Here is a 17,012-nt window from a genome sequence, read left to right as displayed (position 1 = left end):
CACAACATGCCGCGAACTCACCAGGGCCTGAGCCTGATCGAACTGTTGATTGTCGTCGCCATGGTCGGCATTCTGGCGGGCATTGCCTACCCCAGCTACCGCGACACGGTGAAAAGAGCCGCACGCAGCGAGGTCGTGGGGCTGCTGTTCGACAGTGCGCAGCACCTGGAGCGCCACCGCGCCCGCACGGGCCAGTATGCCGATACCGACGCCGTGATCACCCCGTTGCCCCCCGGCACAGGCCATTACAGCCTGCACGCCAGCCGCGAGGCCGAGGGTTTCAGCCTGCTGGCCCGGCGTCATGCCGGCGGGCTGATGGCCGGCGACGCCTGTGGCGACTTCGAGCTCGATCACCAGGGTGTGCGCGGCAACCCCGGTGCCAGCAACGAGGCGGACGGGGGCTGCTGGGGTAACTGACGTCTTTCATACGGGTACTGGACCAATAGATGACCAAGCAAGTAGTGATTGTCGGCGGTGGGGTGATCGGCCTGCTGACTGCGTTCAACCTGGCGGCCGATGTCGAGCAGGTGGTGGTGTGCGACAAGGGCGCGCTCGGGCAGGAGTCTTCCTGGGCCGGGGGCGGGATCGTGTCGCCGTTGTACCCGTGGCGCTACAGCCCGGCGGTTACTGCGCTGGCGCATTGGTCGCAGGACTTCTATCCGCAGCTGGGCGAGCGTCTGTTCGCCAGCACCGGTGTAGACCCCGAGGTGCATACCACCGGCCTGTACTGGCTGGACCTGGACGATGAAGCCGAGGCGCTGGCCTGGGCGGCCCGCGAGGGGCGCCCGTTGAGCGCAGTGGATGTGGCCCGCGCCTATGCGGCGGTGCCCGTGCTGGGGCCGGGCTTCGAGCGGGCCATCTACATGGCGGGTGTGGCGAACGTGCGCAACCCGCGCCTGGTCAAGTCGCTCAAGGCGGCGTTGCAGGCCCTGCCGAACGTGACCCTTCGCGAGCATTGTGAAATCACCGGGTTCAGCCGCGAGGGCGAGCGTATTTGCGGCGTTGAAACCGTCGATGGCCCGATCCGCGCCGCCCAGGTGGTGCTTACGGCGGGGGCCTGGAGTGGCGACCTGCTGCGCCCGCTGGGCCTGGAGCTGCCGGTGGAGCCGGTGAAAGGGCAGATGATCCTGTTCAAGTGTGCGGAGGATTTCCTGCCGAGCATGGTGCTGGCCAAGGGGCGCTACGCGATCCCACGGCGTGACGGGCACATTCTGGTCGGCAGCACACTGGAGCATGCAGGCTATGACAAGACGCCCACCGAAGCGGCGCTGGCGAGCCTGAAGGCCTCGGCCATCGAATTGCTGCCGGCGCTGGCCGATGCCACGCCGGTCGGGCATTGGGCAGGGTTGCGGCCAGGCTCACCGGAAGGTGTGCCGTACATCGGCCAGGTGCCCGGGCATGAAGGCTTGTGGTTGAACTGCGGGCATTACCGCAACGGGCTGGTGCTGGCGCCGGCGTCCTGCCGGTTGTTCGCCGACCTGCTGCTGGGGCGTGCGCCGATCATCGACCCGGCGCCGTACGCGCCGGGGCCGCGCCTGCTGTAACAGCAGGCATGTGGAAGCCGGCCTGGCCGGCGAAGGGGCCTCAGCCCTGGCGGGTATCGTTGGGCCCCTGCTCCAGATGCGCCGGGCTGCAATACCACAGCTGGCCCCGGTGCAAGGCACGGTCGGTGGGCAGGTGCACGCCGCAATGGGCACAGCGCACCATCTTCAGCGGGTCATCGAGGGTAGGGCGAGTATCGGCAGCAGTGCCGGCCTTGAACTTGCGCCACAACCAGAACGCAGCAGCAATCAGGGCAATCCAGAGAATTAGGCGAACCATGGTGTCCAGCTTTGTCGAATGAAGAGCCCCCAGTTTAGGGCCTGGCAACAAAAAAGGGAGGCCATCAGGCCTCCCTTTTTCATTCACCGCATGGCGTGTCAGTCGAATACGCCAAAGGTCATGTAGCTGAACCACGAACGGTCTTCGTTGTTGCCTTCGGCTTCGTGGTTTTCTTCTTCGATCACGTCGCCATTTTCGTCCTTGGGCAGCAGTTCCTGCGGGATCGCGTCTTTGGCGTCCTGATACTGCTTCTGCACGTCCTGGTTGGCGCGGGTCTGGCCTGGCGGCAGCGGCGGCGCGCTGGAGATCAGGCCCAGGGTGGCCTTGGACAGCCACGAGCGGTTGTCCGCCTCGTCCTGCTGCGGCACAAACTGGCCGTCTTTCAGGCTCGGGTGATCGGGGTAGTTGAGTTTCAGGGTTTCCAGGCTGGTGGCTGCCAGTTCGTCCAGGTGCAGACGCATGTAGGCTTCGGTCATCACCGCCAGGCCGTCACCGACCGATGGGGTTTCCTGGAAGTTTTCCACCACGTAGCGGCCACGGTTGGCAGCGGCAACATACGCCTGACGGGTCAGGTAGTAGTCGGCCACGTGGATCTCGTAGGAGGCCAGCAGGTTGCGCAGGTAGATCATGCGCTGCTTGGCGTCCGGCGCGTAGCGGCTGTTGGGGAAGCGGCTGGTGAGCTGGGCGAACTCGTTGTACGAGTCACGCGCTGCGCCCGGGTCACGCTTTGTCATGTCCAGCGGCAGGAAGCGCGCCAGCAGGCCGCGGTCCTGGTCGAACGAGGTCAGGCCCTTGAGGTAATAGGCGTAGTCGACGTTCGGATGCTGCGGATGCAGGCGGATAAAGCGCTCGGCCGCCGACTTGGCAGCCTCGGGCTCGGCGTTCTTGTAGTTCGCGTAGATCAGCTCCAGCTGCGCCTGGTCGGCATAGCGGCCGAACGGGTACCGCGACTCCAGGGCCTTGAGCTTGGAGGTGGCGCTGGTATAGCTGTGGTTGTCCAGGTCGGCCTGCGCCTGCTGGTACAGCTCGGTTTCGCTGAGGTTTTCGTCGACGACTTCCTTCGAAGAACAAGCAGCGGTGAGTCCGAGGATGGCGATCAGCAGCAGGTGTTTCACTTGCATGGCGGCTTGCGTCCCTATGACGGCTGCTGTCTTGGGCGAGGCCGTCCTGTTATGATGAGCACCCCGTTGGAACCCTCGGGGCAAAAGACGCCGTATTTAACCACAAGCGTGCAGCTGAAACCAAAGGCTGTGCCTCCGCCTGATTCGAGCATGTCCGAGAAAATTGAACTTCGCGCAGAGGTACCGTCCGAATTGGGCGGGCAACGCCTCGACCAAGTCGCCGCCCAACTGTTTGCCGAGCACTCGCGCTCGCGCCTTTCCGCCTGGATCAAAGAAGGCCTACTGACCGTCGATGGGAACGTCGTGCGTCCGCGCGACATCGTCCATGGCGGCGCCCTGCTGGCGCTTGACGCCGAGCAGGAAGCCCAGGGCGAGTGGGTGGCGCAGGACATCGAACTGGACATCGTCTACGAAGACGAGCACATCCTGGTCATCAACAAGCCGGCCGGGCTTGTGGTGCACCCGGCTGCCGGTCATGCCGACGGCACCCTGCTCAATGCCCTGCTGCACCACGTGCCGGACATCATCAACGTGCCGCGCGCCGGCATCGTGCACCGCCTCGACAAGGACACCACCGGTCTGATGGTGGTGGCCAAGACCATTCAGGCGCAGACCCAGCTGGTAGCCCAGTTGCAAAGTCGCAGCGTCAGCCGCATCTATGAATGCATCGTGATCGGCGTGGTTACCGCAGGCGGCAAGATCAACGCCCCGATCGGTCGTCACGGCCAGCAGCGCCAGCGCATGGCGGTGATGGAGGGCGGCAAGCAGGCCGTCAGCCACTACCGCGTGCTCGAACGCTTCCGCTCGCACACCCACGTGCGCGTCAAGCTGGAAACCGGGCGTACCCACCAGATCCGCGTGCACATGGCCCACGTCAACTTCCCGTTGGTCGGCGACCCGGTGTACGGCGGGCGCTTCCGCATCCCGCCGGCGGCCAGCGTGACCATGGTCGACGCGCTCAAGACCTTCCCGCGCCAGGCCCTGCACGCACGCTTCCTGGAGCTGGATCACCCGGTGACCGGTGAGCGCATGGGCTGGGAGTCGTCCCTGCCGGACGACTTCGTGTGGCTGCTGTCGCTGCTCAAGCAGGACCGCGAGGCCTTCGTCGGATGAGCCCGCTGACGCACCACCTGCTGACCCCCGACTGGCCTGCGCCAGCCTGGGTCAAGGCGTGCGTCACCACCCGGGGCGGCGGCGTGAGCCAGGCGCCCTACGATTCGTTGAACCTGGGCGACCACGTCGGTGACGCCCAGGCCGCAGTGGCCGAGAACCGTCGGCGCCTGACCGCGCAGTTCGGCATCCAGCCCGCCTGGCTCAAGCAGGTGCACGGCATCGATGTGGTCGAGGCCGACCCTGCGCTGGTTGCCGAAGCCGACGCCAGCTGCACCAGCACCCCCGGCATCGCCTGCACGTCCATGACCGCCGACTGCCTGCCGGTACTGTTCTGCGACCGCGCCGGCACCCGCGTGGGCGCTGCCCATGCCGGCTGGCGCGGGCTGGTGGGCGGTGTGCTGGAGGCCACGCTCGATGCGCTGGGCGTACCGGCCAGCGAGGTGCTGGTATGGTTGGGCCCGGCCATCGGGCCCCAGGCGTTCGAGGTGGGCGGCGAAGTGCGCGAAGCCTTCATGACCGTTCATCCGGAAACTGCCAGCGCCTTCGTGGCGGGGGCGCAGCCCGGCAAGTTCATGGCCGACATCTATGCACTGGCGCGCATTCGCCTGGCGGCCCGTGGCATCACTGCCGTGTATGGCGGCGGCCTGTGCACCGTGAGCGACCCACGCTTCTATTCCTACCGTCGCAGCCCCGTTACCGGGCGCTTCGCTTCGCTGATCTGGCTGGCGCCTCGCTGACCTGGATCAAGCCCGCTACGCTTGAATCTTCCACAATCACCCTTATCTATAGGGGTATCTCAGGCAGGTTTTTCTTCATCAGGTGTGTCCATCGCTCCGGCCTGCCCATTAAAGGAAGGTAAGTTATGCGAATAGACCGTTTGACCAGCAAGCTGCAACTGGCGTTATCCGACTCCCAGTCCCTGGCGGTTGGCATGGATCACCCCGCGATCGAGCCTGCGCACCTGTTGCAGGCGCTGATCGACCAGCAGGGTGGTTCGATCAAGCCCCTGTTGATGCAGGTGGGCTTCGACGTCAACAGCCTGCGCAAGGAACTGGGCAAAGAACTCGACCAGTTGCCAAAAATCCAGAACCCTACCGGCGACGTCAACATGTCGCAGGACCTGGCACGCCTGCTCAACCAGGCCGACCGCCTGGCCCAGCAGAAGGGCGACCAGTTCATCTCCAGCGAACTCGTGCTGCTGGCGGCCATGGACGAGAACAGCAAGCTCGGCAAGTTGCTGCTCGGCCAGGGCGTGAGCAAGAAGGCGCTTGAAAACGCCATCAGCAACCTGCGCGGCGGCGAAGCGGTGAACGACCCCAACGCCGAGGAATCGCGCCAGGCCCTGGACAAGTACACCGTCGACCTGACCAAGCGTGCCGAAGACGGCAAGCTCGACCCGGTGATCGGCCGTGACGACGAGATCCGCCGCACCATCCAGGTGCTGCAACGCCGTACCAAGAACAACCCGGTGCTCATCGGTGAGCCTGGCGTGGGTAAGACTGCCATCGCCGAAGGCCTAGCCCAGCGCATCATCAATGGCGAAGTGCCCGATGGTCTGAAGGGCAAGCGCCTGCTGTCGCTGGACATGGGCGCGCTGATTGCCGGCGCCAAGTTCCGCGGCGAGTTCGAAGAGCGCCTCAAAGGCCTGCTCAACGAGCTGTCCAAGCAGGAAGGCCAGATCATCCTGTTCATCGACGAGCTGCACACCATGGTCGGTGCAGGTAAAGGCGAAGGCTCGATGGATGCCGGCAACATGCTCAAGCCTGCGCTGGCGCGCGGCGAGCTGCACTGCGTCGGTGCCACCACGCTGAACGAGTACCGCCAGTACATCGAGAAGGATGCGGCGCTGGAGCGTCGGTTCCAGAAGGTATTGGTAGAGGAACCGAGCGAGGAAGACACCATCGCCATCCTGCGTGGCCTCAAGGAGCGTTACGAGGTGCACCACAAGGTGGCGATCACCGACGGCGCGATCATTGCCGCGGCCAAGCTCAGCCATCGCTACATTACCGATCGTCAGTTGCCCGACAAGGCCATTGACCTGATCGACGAGGCGGCCAGCCGCATTCGCATGGAGATCGACTCCAAGCCCGAGGTGCTCGACCGTCTGGAGCGTCGCCTGATTCAACTGAAGGTGGAATCCCAGGCGCTGAAGAAGGAAGACGACGAGGCGGCCCTCAAGCGCCTCGAGAAGCTGACCGAGGAGATCGTGCGGCTGGAGCGTGAGTACTCCGACCTGGAAGAGATCTGGACCTCGGAAAAAGCCGAAGTGCAGGGCTCTGCGCAGATCCAGCAAAAGATCGAGCAGTCCCGTCAGGAGCTGGAAACCGCCCGCCGCAAGGGCGACCTGAGCCGCATGGCCGAGCTGCAGTACGGGGTGATCCCGGACCTTGAGCGCAGCCTGCAGATGGTCGACCAGCACGGCAAGGCCGAAAACCAGCTGCTGCGCAACAAGGTGACCGAGGAAGAGATCGCCGAGGTGGTGTCGAAGTGGACCGGTATCCCGGTATCCAAGATGCTCGAAGGCGAGCGCGAAAAGCTGCTGAAGATGGAAAGCCTGCTGCACCAGCGCGTGATCGGCCAGGAAGAGGCCGTGGTGGCCGTGGCCAACGCGGTGCGTCGTTCGCGGGCCGGGTTGTCCGACCCTAACCGGCCAAGTGGTTCGTTCCTGTTCCTGGGCCCTACCGGTGTGGGTAAAACCGAGCTGTGCAAGGCGCTGGCCGAGTTTCTGTTCGACACCGAAGAGGCCATGGTGCGTATCGACATGTCCGAGTTCATGGAGAAACATTCCGTGGCGCGGCTGATTGGTGCACCGCCAGGCTACGTGGGCTACGAAGAGGGCGGCTACCTGACCGAAGCCGTGCGGCGCAAACCCTATGCGGTAGTGCTGCTGGACGAGGTCGAGAAGGCCCACCCGGACGTGTTCAACGTGTTGCTGCAAGTGCTTGAAGACGGTCGCCTGACCGACAGTCATGGCCGTACCGTGGACTTTCGCAACACGGTGATCGTGATGACCTCCAACCTGGGGTCGGCACAGATCCAGGAACTGGTGGGTGATCGCGAGGCGCAGCGCGCTGCGGTGATGGACGCGGTGGGTTCGCATTTCCGCCCCGAGTTCGTCAACCGTATCGACGAAGTGGTGGTGTTCGAGCCTCTGGGTCGCGACCAGATCGCCGGTATCACCCAGATCCAGCTGTCGCGTCTGCGCAGCCGTCTGGCCGAACGCGAGCTGAGCCTGGAGCTGAGCCCCGAGGCCCTCGACAAGCTGATCGCGGTCGGTTACGACCCGGTGTATGGCGCACGGCCGCTGAAACGGGCGATCCAGCGCTGGATCGAGAACCCGCTGGCGCAACTGATTCTGTCGGGTCAGTTCATGCCCGGCAGCAGCATCACCGCCAAGCTGGAGGGCGAAGAGATCGTCTTTGCCTGAGTTTTCGGCGGGTTACGCTAAGGCCTCGATTTTCGAGGCCTTTTTTCTTTGCATTTTGCTTCGAGTGCTTGTAAAGTGCGCCCCGCTGTATGTCACCCCGCAGGTTTCCGGCAGAAGTGGGAATCTGAAAAAAAGTTGCAAATCAGTGTGTTGAATGCAAATTAAGGGTTGACAAGGGTTTTGAAGATTGTAGAATAGCGCGCCTCAGAGACATGAACGCAGCGATGCACAAGGTCGAAGAGTTCGAAGCGGTAGCGATACAGTTTTCGAAATTGCAGCAAGTTGTACTTGAAATTGATAGTTCCGCGATAGCTCAGTCGGTAGAGCAAATGACTGTTAATCATTGGGTCCCAGGTTCGAGTCCTGGTCGCGGAGCCAAATTTCAAACCGGGGTATAGCGCAGTCCGGTAGCGCGCCTGCTTTGGGAGCAGGATGTCAGGAGTTCGAATCCCCTTACCCCGACCATATTTGGGTCGTTAGCTCAGTTGGTAGAGCAGTTGGCTTTTAACCAATTGGTCGTAGGTTCGAATCCTACACGACCCACCATTTTTGAATCCGGTTCGCTGGGTTTGAATCTTAAAAGGTTGGTACGCCATTAGCGTCCAGCCATTAAAAAAGGCACCTTAATCGGTGTCTTTTTTTTACCGGGGTATAGCGCAGTCCGGTAGCGCGCCTGCTTTGGGAGCAGGATGTCAGGAGTTCGAATCCCCTTACCCCGACCATCTTCAGAAAAAGGGCACCTTGCAAAAGGTGCCCTTTTTCGTTTGCGCAGGGTTTAGCGCGTGTGCAGCCAGCTGGCGGTACTGCCTATGCCCAGTACCTCCTGCAGGGGGCTGTAGTGCGCGCATCCGCGCCTCGTCGAAACACAGCTCGCTCCGGGTCAACCGCACGCCAGTGGCCTGGCGCCCATCCGGCCCCGGCAGGGCGCCGGGGCGGACGGGGGTAGCCGTCAGTGCAGCTTGAGGCGGGGTTCGGTACCGCGGCCGATACGGCTGCCGAGCATCAGCATCAGCGTGCGGAAGGTGCCATACAGCGCCATCTGGTGCATGCGGTACAGCGACACATAGAACATCCGCGCCAGCCAGCCTTCGAGCATCACACTGCCGGTGAGGTTGCCCATCAAGTTGCCCACTGCCGAGAAGCGCGACAGCGAGACCAGCGAGCCGTAGTCGCGGTACGCGTAGGTGGGCAACGCCTTGCCCTCCAGGCGCGCCTTGAGCCCTTTGGCCAGCAGCGAGGCCTGCTGGTGGGCGGCCTGGGCGCGCGGCGGCACATTGCGGTCGCTGCCCGGCTGCGGGCAGGCGGCGCAGTCGCCGAACGCGAAGATGTCATCGTCCAGGGTGGTCTGCAGAGTAGGGCGCACCACCAACTGGTTGATGCGGTTGGTTTCCAGCCCGTCGATGTCCTTGAGGAACGCCGGTGCGCGGATACCGGCCGCCCACACCTTGAGGCTGGCGTGGATCACCTCGCCGTTGGCGGTCTTGAGCGAGTCTGCGGTGACCTCGCTCACCGACGCGTTGGTCAGCACCGTCACGCCGAGTTTCTCCAGGGTTTTGTGCACCGGCACGCTGATGCGCTCGGGCAGCGCCGGCAACACCCGTGGGCCGGCCTCGATCAGGGTGATCTGCATGTCCTTGGGCTGGATGCGGTCCAGGCCATAGGCGGCCAGTTCGTGGGCGGCATGGTGCAGCTCGGCCGCCAGCTCCACGCCGGTGGCACCGGCACCCACGATCGCCACGCTGATCTTCTCGCTGGCAAGGTCGCCGGCGTGGGCGCGCAGGTAGTGGTTGAGCAACTGCTGGTGGAAGCGCTCGGCCTGCTTGCGGGTGTCGAGGAACAGGCAATGCTGCGCCGCACCCAGGGTGCCGAAGTCGTTGGTGTTGCTGCCCACCGCGATCACCAGCGTGTCATACGCCAGGGTGCGCGCCGGCAGCAGCTCGCGGCCGTCCTCGTCGAGGGTGGCGGCCAGCTGGATCTGCTTGCTCGAACGCTCCAGGCCGCTCATGCGCCCCAGCTGGAACTGGAAGTGGTTCCACTTGGCCTGGGCCACGTAGTTGAGCTCGTCTTCGGAGGAATTGAGCGAACCGGCCGCCACTTCGTGCAGCAGCGGCTTCCAGATGTGGGTCAGGTTGGCGTCGACCAGGGTAATCGCGGCGGTGCCGCGCTTGCCCAGGGTCTTACCCAGGCGGGTCGCCAGTTCCAGGCCGCCGGCGCCGCCGCCGACAATCACGATACGGTGAGTCATGGGGATATCTCATAAGGTTTGCGGAATTCTGGGTTGGGTCCTGAGTGGCCGGCCGCGTAGGGCGGGCGGTTTGGGCGAGCGCAAGGCAGCTCATAGCACCAGGTGGCTCAGGAGGCGGCTCAACAGGCCAAGGCTGATCGTCACGCTCACCACCAGAGCAAGGAGCAGCCATGGCCTGAAAGGCTTGCGCTCGACTTGGTGTTGGGGGGCACGCAGGTATTCATCGACTCGTCGCTGGTCTTCGGGGTTCAGGCGGCTGGTCATGGAGGCCTCGTCAGGTAGACGCATGTGACTGTGGGAACGCTACAGTGTTCACTGTAGTCCGTCGCCAAAGGCTTACCTGGGGGATCGAAGCGCTCGTGACAGCGAATGATTGCGCTTTGTATCACCCGCGCCGCATTTATGCCATCCCGCTTTGGCAGGGGGCGGCGATCACAGGCTGATCCCCACATCGAAGACGATGCTGCGCCCCAGGTTGGCGCGCAGAAAATCCGGCGCATCGGGGTGGGCGAACAGCACCCGGGCGAAGGTCGGGCCCACCAGCGACAGCGAGCGCCAGCCCTGGCGCAGGTACTCGGTGGGCGGCGGGAAGTGGCTGTTGAGGTCGAGCACTTCGCGCTTGAGGCTGGCGAAGGCAATGATGTCCAGTTCGCCCAGGTCCAGGTTGCGTTCGCGGTAGTTGTGCGACTTCTTGCGCAGGGTGGGCGCCAGGCGCTGCAGCAGCTCCTGCGCACTGATGCGTCGCGGCCGGGCCTCGCGCCTTACCAGCTGCGCAAGGGAGAACGCGCTGCGCCGGCGCTGCAACTCTTCGCGCCATTCGTCGTTGAGCCGGCGCCCTTCGTCGAGCACGAAGAACACCTCGAAGGCGGCATCGCGAAACAGCACGTCGGGTGGTTCCTGACCGGCGGCGGTGAAGTCCTCGCTGCGATAAGGGATGTTCAGGCCTTGCAGCAGGCGCTGGCATACCCAACGCTCGCGCTCCCATTTGCGGGCATTGGACAGGAACGCATTGGCTTGTTCGGCCTGAATGGTTAGCAGGCGCAGGTAGTCTGAGTCATCCATGGGCACAAGCTTAGCGCCCAAATCATGACAACGCTGCATTCCAGGCCCGGTGGATGGCGGCAACAGGCCGTGGAACGGTGTGTAGAATGAGCCATCGTCGGGCGCAATGCACACAAGGGGCAGACAGCCGTGATTGGCGCACAAGTGTTATCGGAACAAAGCCTGCTGCTGGGCTGGCTGTGCTACGTGCCGCTGCTGTTGTGGGCGGTGTGGCGCGCGCCGTGGGTCGAGCTGTTCACCGACCGGCGGCGCCAGCACCTGCTGTTCGGCACCATCTTCGCGCTGTTCGCGTTGTGGCTGGTACGCCGCGACTTCGACACCGGCGTGTCGTACCACTTCATCGGCATGACCGCCGTGACCCTGCTGCTGGACTGGCCGCTAGCAATCGTCGGTGGCCTGGTGGCGCAGGTGGGGCTGGTGGCGCTGGGGCGTCAGGACCTGGCGGCGATGGGCGTCAACGGCCTGCTGCTGATTGGCCTGCCGGTGCTGGTGACGGAGGGGGTGGCCATACTGGTGGAGCGCGCACAGCCTAAAAACCTGTTCGTGTACATCTTCTGTTCGGGGTTTTTCGCCGCCGCGCTGGCGACCTTGCTGTGCCTGCTGGCCAGCCTTGGCTGGCTGTGGCTGGACGGTATCTTCGTGATGCCCGAATGGCTGTCGGACTTCATCGGCTACCTGTGGCTGATCATCTTCCCCGAGGCCTTCATCAACGGCATGGTAATCAGTGCGCTGGTGGTGTTCTGCCCCGAATGGCTGGAAACCTTCAACCGGACCCGCTACCTGCAGGCCCCGTGGAAGGACGATGAACCGCGCGGCTAGTGTTCGCGCGGGTTGAAGTCGCCGGAGAACAGCTCGTCTTCGGCATCCGGTGCCACCGGAATCTTGTGCTCTTCAGCGGCCCAGGCACCCAGGTCGATCAGCTTGCAGCGGTCGGAGCAGAACGGCCGGTAGGTATTTGTGGCACTCCATTCAACAGGGGCGCCACAGGTCGGGCAGTCTACGGTCAGGGGTTGGCTCATGCTTGGCCTCTACGCAAAGTCAGGTAAAAGTGATGCAGGCGGTCGACCTCCGAATGCAGCCAGGCCAGGTCGCGGTCGTTGACGATCACGTCGTGGGCATGGCGCAGGCGCTCTTCGCGGCTGGTCTGCGCCTTGAGAATGGCCTGCACCTGTTCGGGGCTGGTCTGGTCGCGCTGCAGTGTACGTTCGATCTGCAAGGCCTGCGGCGCGTCGATCACCAGCAGGCGCTGGGTGCGCTGATACTGGCCCGACTCGATCATCAACGGTGAAACGAACACCGCATAGGGCGACTCGGCCTTGGCCAGGTAGCTGAAGATCTCCTGGCCGATCAGCGGGTGCAGCAGGGCTTCCACCCAGCGGCGTTGCGCCGGGTCGCTGAAGATCAGCTGGCGCAGCGCGGCGCGGTCCAGTTGCCCGTCGCTTTGCAGCACGCCGGGGCCGAAATGCTCCACCAGGCTGGCCAGCGCCGGGCGCCCGGGCTCGACCACCCAGCGTGCGGCCTGGTCGGCATCCACCAGGTGCACGCCCAGCTCGATGAAGCGTTGCGCCGCGGCGCTCTTGCCACTGCCGATGCCACCGGTGAGGCCGAGAATCCAGGGTGTGAAGGCGGGTGTGGTCATTGCAGTCCGGCAAATTGCAGATAGGAAGTAGTCATTTGACCACCCCAGAGCAGCGCGATCCAGCCCGCAATGGCCAGATAGGGCCCAAACGGAATCGGCGTGCTTGCCTGCTGGTTGCGCAGGCGCAGCAGCACCAGGCCCAGCAGCGCGCCCACCAGCGAGGCCAGCAGCAGCGTCAGCGGCAGGATCTGCCAGCCGCCCCAGGCGCCGAGCATGGCCAGCAGCTTGAAATCGCCATAGCCCATGCCCTCCTTGCCGGTGACCAGCTTGAACAGCCAGTACACCGTCCACAGGCTCAGGTAGCCGGCCACGGCGCCCCACAGCGCCTGGTCCAGCGGCACGAACACCTCGAAGGCATTGAGTATCAGGCCCAGCCACAGCAGCGGCAGCACCAGCACATCGGGCAGCAACTGATGCTCGATATCGATCAGGCTCATTGCCAGCAAGCCCCAGCTCAACAGCATGAACGCCACCGCGCTGGCGCTGAAGCCGAAATGCCAGGCCGCGAACAGGCCAAGCCCTGCGCAGGCCAGCTCTACCAGCGGGTAACGCGGGCTGATCGATGCCTTGCAGGCCGAACAGCGCCCACGCAGGCACAGGTAACTCAGCACCGGGATGTTCTCCCACGCGCGGATGCGGTGCTGGCAGTGCGGGCAGTGGGAGTGGGGCAGCATCAGGTCGAAACGTGGCTCGGCCGGGTTGGGCAGCTCCAGCACTTCGCGGGCCTCGCAGCGCCATTGGCGTTCCAGCATCATCGGCAGGCGATGCACCAGCACATTGATGAAGCTGCCCACAATCAGGCCAAGCAACAGGGCGACGCATTGGTAGGCCAGCGGCTGGCGGGCCAGGGTTTCGAACAGGTCCATAGTCAGATCACATCGCCCAGCTGGAAGATCGGCAGGTACATGGCGACCACCAGGCTGCCCACCACCAGCCCGAGAATCAGCACGATCATCGGCTCCAGCAGGCTGGCCAGGTTGTCGAGCCATTCGTCGACGGCCGTTTCGTGGTGGCTGGCGATCCGGTCGAGCATATCGTCGAGCGTGCCGGATGTCTCGCCAATGGCGCACATCTGTACCGCCAGGCACGGGAACAGCGGCTCGTTGCGCATCGCCGCGCTCATCGACAGGCCGTTGCCGATGGCCTGGCGCAGGCGCAGCACGGCCTGCTCGTACAGCGTATTGCCGCACGCGGCGGCCACCGGCCCCAGGGCTTCGGTGAGCGGTACGCCGGCACTGAACGACGTGGCCAGGGTACGCGCAAAACGAGCCAGCGCCGCATGCTGCATCACCGGCCCCAGAACCGGCATGCGCAGCGCCTGGCGCAACATCCACAAACGCACCGCCTGCTGACTCTCGAAGGCGCGGCGCAGGGCAAATCCCGTGGCCAGCATTACCCCAAGCACCCACAGCAGATACTGCCCCAGCCAGTCGGCCAGGTTGATGACACCCTGGGTGAAGGCCGGCAACGGCGCGCCGAAGCCTGCGAACATGGCCTGAAACTGCGGCACTACCTTGAGCAGCAGCAGCGCCGCCACCCCCAACCCCACCAGCAGCACCAGCGCGGGGTAGACCATGGCCTTTTTCAGCCGGGCCCGCAGCGCTTGGCGTTTCTCCTGCAGCGTTGCCAGCTGGTCGAGCAGGCTGTCCAGGCAGCCGGTTTGCTCACCCACGGCCACCAGGTTGCAATACAGGCTGTCGAACTGGCGCGGGTGCCTGCGCAGCGCATCGGCCAGGCCGCAGCCGGCGGCGATATCGTTTTTGAGGGTGCCCAGCAGGCTGCGCAGCGCTGGGTTGTTGGCGCCTTCGGCGATCATGCCCAGCCCTTGCAGCAGCGGCACGCCGGCCTTGAACAACGTTGCCAACTGGCGGCTGAAGCGGGTGATGTCCTTGGCGCCGAGCGAGGCGGGCAGTTGCAGGGTAATACGGCCTGCCGCGTTCACCTGGGTAGGGCGTATGCCGCGACCGCGCAGCAGCGCCTTCACCAGCGCACTGTTCTGCCCGCTGCTGTGCCCACTCACGTGGGTGCCGGTGCGGTCGATGCCTTGCCAGGTATAGGTTTTTGTCTTGTGGTTCATCGCTACCTCCCTGCAGCGGTGGACAGTCACAAACCCTGTAACAGCTGCAGGGTGATAGGCTCGGGCAATCCCGCCCGGTGGCCACTAGAGTAGTCGAGCGCGGTGCTGGGTTAAGCACCCGCAGGGTGACAAAAGGTGTCTGTTCGGGCCTACTGGCGCGCTGGTCTGCGGCGGTGTCCGTGGCGGGATTTGTGAGTTTTTGCGAGGGGAGTGCCCATGAAGGGACAGCGCGGTATTACATTGATCGAGTTGATGATCGTGGTGGCGATCATCGGCATTCTGGCGACCATTGCCATGCCCATGTACACCAACCACCAGGCGCGGGCCAAGGCCACGGCGGCGCTGGCCGAGGTGTCGGCATTGAAGGCGGCCTTCGAAGTGCAGATCAACCAGGGCAAGGACGTGGCCGATGTCGCCGCCCTTGGCGGCCAGCCGACCACGGCCAACTGCACCTTGAGTGCGCAGGGCGTGGCGGCGACCGGTGTGGGCACCCTTGCATGTGTGCTGGTGGATGCGCCGGCGCCGGTGGCGGGCAAGCACCTGACCTGGGCCCGTTCGGCCACGGGGTGGACGTGCAGCACGGATATCGAGGCCGACCTGGCCCCGGCCGGGTGCATCGCGGTGCAGGCGAGTGGTGGGCAATAGCTGTTGATAAACAGTGATTTGCGAAAGCGTGGCGGCAATGGTAGCGTTGTCGCCACGCCGGTGTAGCTCAGTCGGTAGAGCAGCGCACTCGTAACGCGAAGGTCGCAGGTTCGATTCCTGTCTCCGGCACCAGTCAATAGATTCATGCAGTGCCAAGCGGTCGCATGAAACCCCTCAGAAGCCCGCCTAGTGCGGGCTTTCTGTTTCATGCAGTGCCATCTGATCCCATCCCAGCCCTTGCTATCTGAGTACCCCTGCGAGTACCTTTGCGCTGTTCAATAACCTATGGGTACTCGGATGCCTTTGACAGCGCTGCAAGTGAAGAACGCTGCACCCCGCGAAAAGGACTTTGGCCTTGCTGACGGAGGTGGCTTATTCCTCTGGATTCGAGCCGCCGGCGGTAAGTCTTGGCGCTTCCGTTTCAGGCTGGACGGTAAGCAGTCACACATTTCTTTGGGCACTATCGACAACGTTACGTTGGCGCAGGCTCGCCAGCTTGCGTTTGATGCACGCCAGCTGGTTTCACAGGGGCGGCATCCAGGCCTTGAGAGAAAGGTCGCTCGGGCTCAGGCGGCAATTTCTCGTGCCAATACCTTCAAAAGTCTCGCATTGGAGTGGCATAAGCATAAGTCTGCACGCTGGTCAGAAGGGTATGCGACTGACGTCATCGAGGCTTTTGAGCTGGACATCTTTCCGCAGGTTGGAAGCTTGCCCCTGTCTGAGATCAAGCCTATGCAGTGGTTACAGGTCTTCCGCCGCATTGAGTCACGTGGGGCTTTGGAAAAGCTACGCAAGGTTCGACAGCGCTGCCAAGAGGTGTACCGCTTTGCGATTGCCACGGGCAGGGTCGAATACAACCCCATCGCAGATATCGGAGGGGCACTTCAAACGCCTACCTCCCGGCACTATCCCTTCCTTCCTATCGCTGAAATCCCAGATCTGATTCGAGGCTTCCAGGTGTGCCCAGGTCATGACGCGGTGAAAATTGCTACCCGTTTGCTAATTCTCACGGGTGTACGGACTGCTGAGCTCAGAGGGGCGCCGTGGTCTGAGTTTGACTTCGAAAATGCCCTTTGGACGATTCCGGCTCAGCGGATGAAAATGCGCCGGGCCCATCTAGTTCCTCTGCCGAAACAAGCTGTGTCTGCACTGCGTGAGCTAGAAAGCATCACCGGTGGCTACACGCTCGCATTTCCTGGTCGGAATGACCCCGCTAAGCCGATGAGCGAGGCCGCCATCAATCAGCTGCTGAAACGCTCGGGTTACGACGGCAGAGCCACAGGGCATGGATTCCGTCACACAATGTCCACCACCCTGCATGAGCAGGGGTACCGCAGCGAGTGGGTGGAAACCCAACTGGCGCATGTGGACAAGAACAGTATTCGAGGAACCTATAATCACGCTCAGTACCTTGAAGGGCGTCGTGAAATGCTTCAGTGGTATGCCAACCATTTAGATGCTTTGTCGTGTGGGGCTGCCGAGATTTCTATTAAAGGAAGAGAGAGTGCACAGTGAGTGATGATTTTATGCGCCTGTGTGATCTGGTGCCGAGATACGCTCGATGAATCGCCCCGGGTTTCGTAGACACCTCTTTGCCTTAAACTGAGGCCAATTAGGAGGTGCCATGAGCAACCCGCGTTACCCCGAAGAATTCAAAATCCAAGCAGTCAATCAAGTGACCGAAAAGAAGCTGCCTGTCGCTGAGGTAGCGGCCTGTCTCGGCGTGTCGACGCATAGCCTCTATGCCTGGATAAAGCGCTACAGCAAACCTCAAGAAGAACGGCAGCAGGATGATGATCAGCACGCTGAGCTGCGTCGTCTGCGAGCGGAACTCAAGCGCGTCACTGAAGAGCGAGACATAT

Annotated in this window: 18 protein-coding genes and 5 tRNA genes; 14 read left to right on the top strand and 9 right to left on the bottom strand. The window is 63.4% G+C overall.

Annotation, left to right across the window (positions count from 1 at the left end):
* Positions 1 to 6: 6 nt before the first annotated feature.
* Complete coding sequence (locus FW760_RS25690; RefSeq protein WP_116052265.1) at positions 7 to 417, top strand: type IV pilin protein; 411 nt, start codon at positions 7 to 9, stop codon at positions 415 to 417.
* A gap of 29 nt (positions 418 to 446) precedes the next feature.
* Entirely contained in the window at positions 447 to 1,544 is a 1,098-nt protein-coding gene (gene thiO, locus FW760_RS25685; protein WP_116052264.1) for a glycine oxidase ThiO, read from the top strand.
* Positions 1,545 to 1,584: 40 nt separating this feature from the next.
* Here the strand turns inward: thiO and FW760_RS25680 are convergent, their stop codons facing one another.
* On the bottom strand, positions 1,585 to 1,821 hold the full coding sequence (locus FW760_RS25680; RefSeq protein ID WP_043860316.1) for a PP0621 family protein: 237 nt from the start codon (positions 1,819 to 1,821) through the stop codon (positions 1,585 to 1,587).
* Between the two features lie 98 nt (positions 1,822 to 1,919).
* Complete coding sequence (locus FW760_RS25675) at positions 1,920 to 2,942, bottom strand: outer membrane protein assembly factor BamD (protein WP_043860317.1); 1,023 nt, start codon at positions 2,940 to 2,942, stop codon at positions 1,920 to 1,922.
* Positions 2,943 to 3,092: 150 nt separating this feature from the next.
* Here FW760_RS25675 and rluD point away from each other — a divergent pair, with 150 nt between their 5' ends.
* From rluD to FW760_RS25640, 7 genes are all read left to right on the top strand, one after another.
* Entirely contained in the window at positions 3,093 to 4,055 is a 963-nt protein-coding gene (gene rluD / locus FW760_RS25670) for a 23S rRNA pseudouridine(1911/1915/1917) synthase RluD (protein ID WP_043860318.1), read from the top strand.
* A complete protein-coding gene (gene pgeF / locus FW760_RS25665) occupies positions 4,052 to 4,792 on the top strand; it encodes a peptidoglycan editing factor PgeF (protein WP_116052263.1) in 741 nt (246 codons plus the stop codon). The genes rluD and pgeF overlap by 4 nt, the downstream gene beginning before the upstream one ends.
* Before the next feature lie 125 nt (positions 4,793 to 4,917).
* Positions 4,918 to 7,482, top strand: a complete 2,565-nt coding sequence (gene clpB, locus FW760_RS25660; protein WP_043860320.1) for an ATP-dependent chaperone ClpB — start codon at positions 4,918 to 4,920, stop codon at positions 7,480 to 7,482.
* A 302-nt stretch (positions 7,483 to 7,784) separates the two neighbouring features.
* Positions 7,785 to 7,860 (top strand) — tRNA-Asn (locus FW760_RS25655).
* 10 nt (positions 7,861 to 7,870) lie between these two features.
* Positions 7,871 to 7,947: transfer RNA gene (locus FW760_RS25650), tRNA-Pro, on the top strand.
* Between the two features lie 5 nt (positions 7,948 to 7,952).
* A tRNA-Lys gene (locus tag FW760_RS25645) sits at positions 7,953 to 8,028 on the top strand.
* Between the two features lie 99 nt (positions 8,029 to 8,127).
* A tRNA-Pro gene (locus FW760_RS25640) sits at positions 8,128 to 8,204 on the top strand.
* 227 nt (positions 8,205 to 8,431) lie between these two features.
* Here the strand turns inward: FW760_RS25640 and FW760_RS25635 are convergent.
* The 3 genes from FW760_RS25635 to FW760_RS25625 form a co-directional block, all read right to left on the bottom strand.
* On the bottom strand, positions 8,432 to 9,727 hold the full coding sequence (locus FW760_RS25635) for an NAD(P)/FAD-dependent oxidoreductase (protein ID WP_043860321.1): 1,296 nt from the start codon (positions 9,725 to 9,727) through the stop codon (positions 8,432 to 8,434).
* 90 nt (positions 9,728 to 9,817) lie between these two features.
* On the bottom strand, positions 9,818 to 9,991 hold the full coding sequence (locus FW760_RS25630; protein ID WP_116052262.1) for a DUF3094 family protein: 174 nt from the start codon (positions 9,989 to 9,991) through the stop codon (positions 9,818 to 9,820).
* Positions 9,992 to 10,159: 168 nt separating this feature from the next.
* Positions 10,160 to 10,789 (bottom strand): DUF1780 domain-containing protein, encoded by a 630-nt coding sequence (locus FW760_RS25625; protein ID WP_043860323.1) that lies wholly within the window; start codon positions 10,787 to 10,789, stop codon positions 10,160 to 10,162.
* A 129-nt stretch (positions 10,790 to 10,918) separates the two neighbouring features.
* Between FW760_RS25625 and FW760_RS25620 the strand changes: the two genes are divergently transcribed.
* Entirely contained in the window at positions 10,919 to 11,608 is a 690-nt protein-coding gene (locus FW760_RS25620; protein ID WP_043860324.1) for an energy-coupling factor ABC transporter permease, read from the top strand.
* On the opposite strand, the gene yacG is transcribed toward FW760_RS25620, so the two are convergent.
* From yacG to FW760_RS25600, 4 genes are read right to left on the bottom strand one after another with little or no spacing between them, the layout of a single operon-like run.
* Positions 11,605 to 11,808 carry a DNA gyrase inhibitor YacG gene (gene yacG, locus FW760_RS25615; RefSeq protein ID WP_043860325.1) on the bottom strand — a complete coding sequence of 68 codons (204 nt, stop codon included), beginning with the start codon at positions 11,806 to 11,808 and terminating at the stop codon, positions 11,605 to 11,607. The two genes, FW760_RS25620 and yacG, sit on opposite strands and share 4 nt — an antisense overlap.
* Positions 11,805 to 12,428, bottom strand: coding sequence for a dephospho-CoA kinase (gene coaE, locus FW760_RS25610; RefSeq protein WP_116052261.1), 624 nt, complete (start codon positions 12,426 to 12,428; stop codon positions 11,805 to 11,807). Before coaE ends, yacG begins: the two co-directional genes overlap by 4 nt.
* On the bottom strand, positions 12,425 to 13,294 hold the full coding sequence (locus FW760_RS25605) for a prepilin peptidase (protein ID WP_116052260.1): 870 nt from the start codon (positions 13,292 to 13,294) through the stop codon (positions 12,425 to 12,427). Before FW760_RS25605 ends, coaE begins: the two co-directional genes overlap by 4 nt.
* 2 nt (positions 13,295 to 13,296) lie before the next feature.
* On the bottom strand, positions 13,297 to 14,505 hold the full coding sequence (locus FW760_RS25600) for a type II secretion system F family protein (RefSeq protein WP_116052259.1): 1,209 nt from the start codon (positions 14,503 to 14,505) through the stop codon (positions 13,297 to 13,299).
* 216 nt (positions 14,506 to 14,721) lie between these two features.
* Here FW760_RS25600 and FW760_RS25595 point away from each other — a divergent pair, with 216 nt between their 5' ends.
* From FW760_RS25595 to FW760_RS25580, 4 genes are all read left to right on the top strand, one after another.
* A complete protein-coding gene (locus FW760_RS25595) occupies positions 14,722 to 15,150 on the top strand; it encodes a pilin (protein WP_116052258.1) in 429 nt (142 codons plus the stop codon).
* 56 nt (positions 15,151 to 15,206) lie between these two features.
* Positions 15,207 to 15,282: transfer RNA gene (locus FW760_RS25590), tRNA-Thr, on the top strand.
* A gap of 165 nt (positions 15,283 to 15,447) precedes the next feature.
* Positions 15,448 to 16,665, top strand: coding sequence for a phage integrase central domain-containing protein (locus tag FW760_RS25585; protein WP_116052257.1), 1,218 nt, complete (start codon positions 15,448 to 15,450; stop codon positions 16,663 to 16,665).
* Between the two features lie 109 nt (positions 16,666 to 16,774).
* The coding region (locus tag FW760_RS25580; protein ID WP_446444092.1) for a transposase at positions 16,775 to 17,012 on the top strand (238 nt) is incomplete at its 3' end.

Source organism: Pseudomonas sp. 1176_21, from assembly GCF_052850635.1.
Note: the sequence above shows the minus strand (reverse complement) of the source record. Positions and strands in the feature narration are given on the sequence as shown.

Bases quoted from the DNA above. Each gene is read 5' to 3' on its own strand.
- FW760_RS25630 (WP_116052262.1), bottom strand. From the start codon at position 9,991: ATGACCAGCCGCCTGAACCCCGAAGACCAGCGACGAGTCGATGAATAC.
- FW760_RS25585 (WP_116052257.1), top strand. From the start codon at position 15,448: ATGCCTTTGACAGCGCTGCAAGTGAAGAACGCTGCACCCCGCGAAAAG.
- FW760_RS25635 (WP_043860321.1), bottom strand. From the start codon at position 9,727: ATGACTCACCGTATCGTGATTGTCGGCGGCGGCGCCGGCGGCCTGGAA.
- FW760_RS25675 (WP_043860317.1), bottom strand. From the start codon at position 2,942: ATGCAAGTGAAACACCTGCTGCTGATCGCCATCCTCGGACTCACCGCT.
- FW760_RS25595 (WP_116052258.1), top strand. From the start codon at position 14,722: ATGAAGGGACAGCGCGGTATTACATTGATCGAGTTGATGATCGTGGTG.
- FW760_RS25690 (WP_116052265.1), top strand. From the start codon at position 7: ATGCCGCGAACTCACCAGGGCCTGAGCCTGATCGAACTGTTGATTGTC.
- FW760_RS25605 (WP_116052260.1), bottom strand. From the start codon at position 13,294: ATGGACCTGTTCGAAACCCTGGCCCGCCAGCCGCTGGCCTACCAATGC.
- thiO (WP_116052264.1), top strand. From the start codon at position 447: ATGACCAAGCAAGTAGTGATTGTCGGCGGTGGGGTGATCGGCCTGCTG.
- FW760_RS25680 (WP_043860316.1), bottom strand. From the start codon at position 1,821: ATGGTTCGCCTAATTCTCTGGATTGCCCTGATTGCTGCTGCGTTCTGG.
- clpB (WP_043860320.1), top strand. From the start codon at position 4,918: ATGCGAATAGACCGTTTGACCAGCAAGCTGCAACTGGCGTTATCCGAC.
- FW760_RS25600 (WP_116052259.1), bottom strand. From the start codon at position 14,505: ATGAACCACAAGACAAAAACCTATACCTGGCAAGGCATCGACCGCACC.
- FW760_RS25625 (WP_043860323.1), bottom strand. From the start codon at position 10,789: ATGGATGACTCAGACTACCTGCGCCTGCTAACCATTCAGGCCGAACAA.
- rluD (WP_043860318.1), top strand. From the start codon at position 3,093: ATGTCCGAGAAAATTGAACTTCGCGCAGAGGTACCGTCCGAATTGGGC.
- pgeF (WP_116052263.1), top strand. From the start codon at position 4,052: ATGAGCCCGCTGACGCACCACCTGCTGACCCCCGACTGGCCTGCGCCA.
- yacG (WP_043860325.1), bottom strand. From the start codon at position 11,808: ATGAGCCAACCCCTGACCGTAGACTGCCCGACCTGTGGCGCCCCTGTT.
- coaE (WP_116052261.1), bottom strand. From the start codon at position 12,428: ATGACCACACCCGCCTTCACACCCTGGATTCTCGGCCTCACCGGTGGC.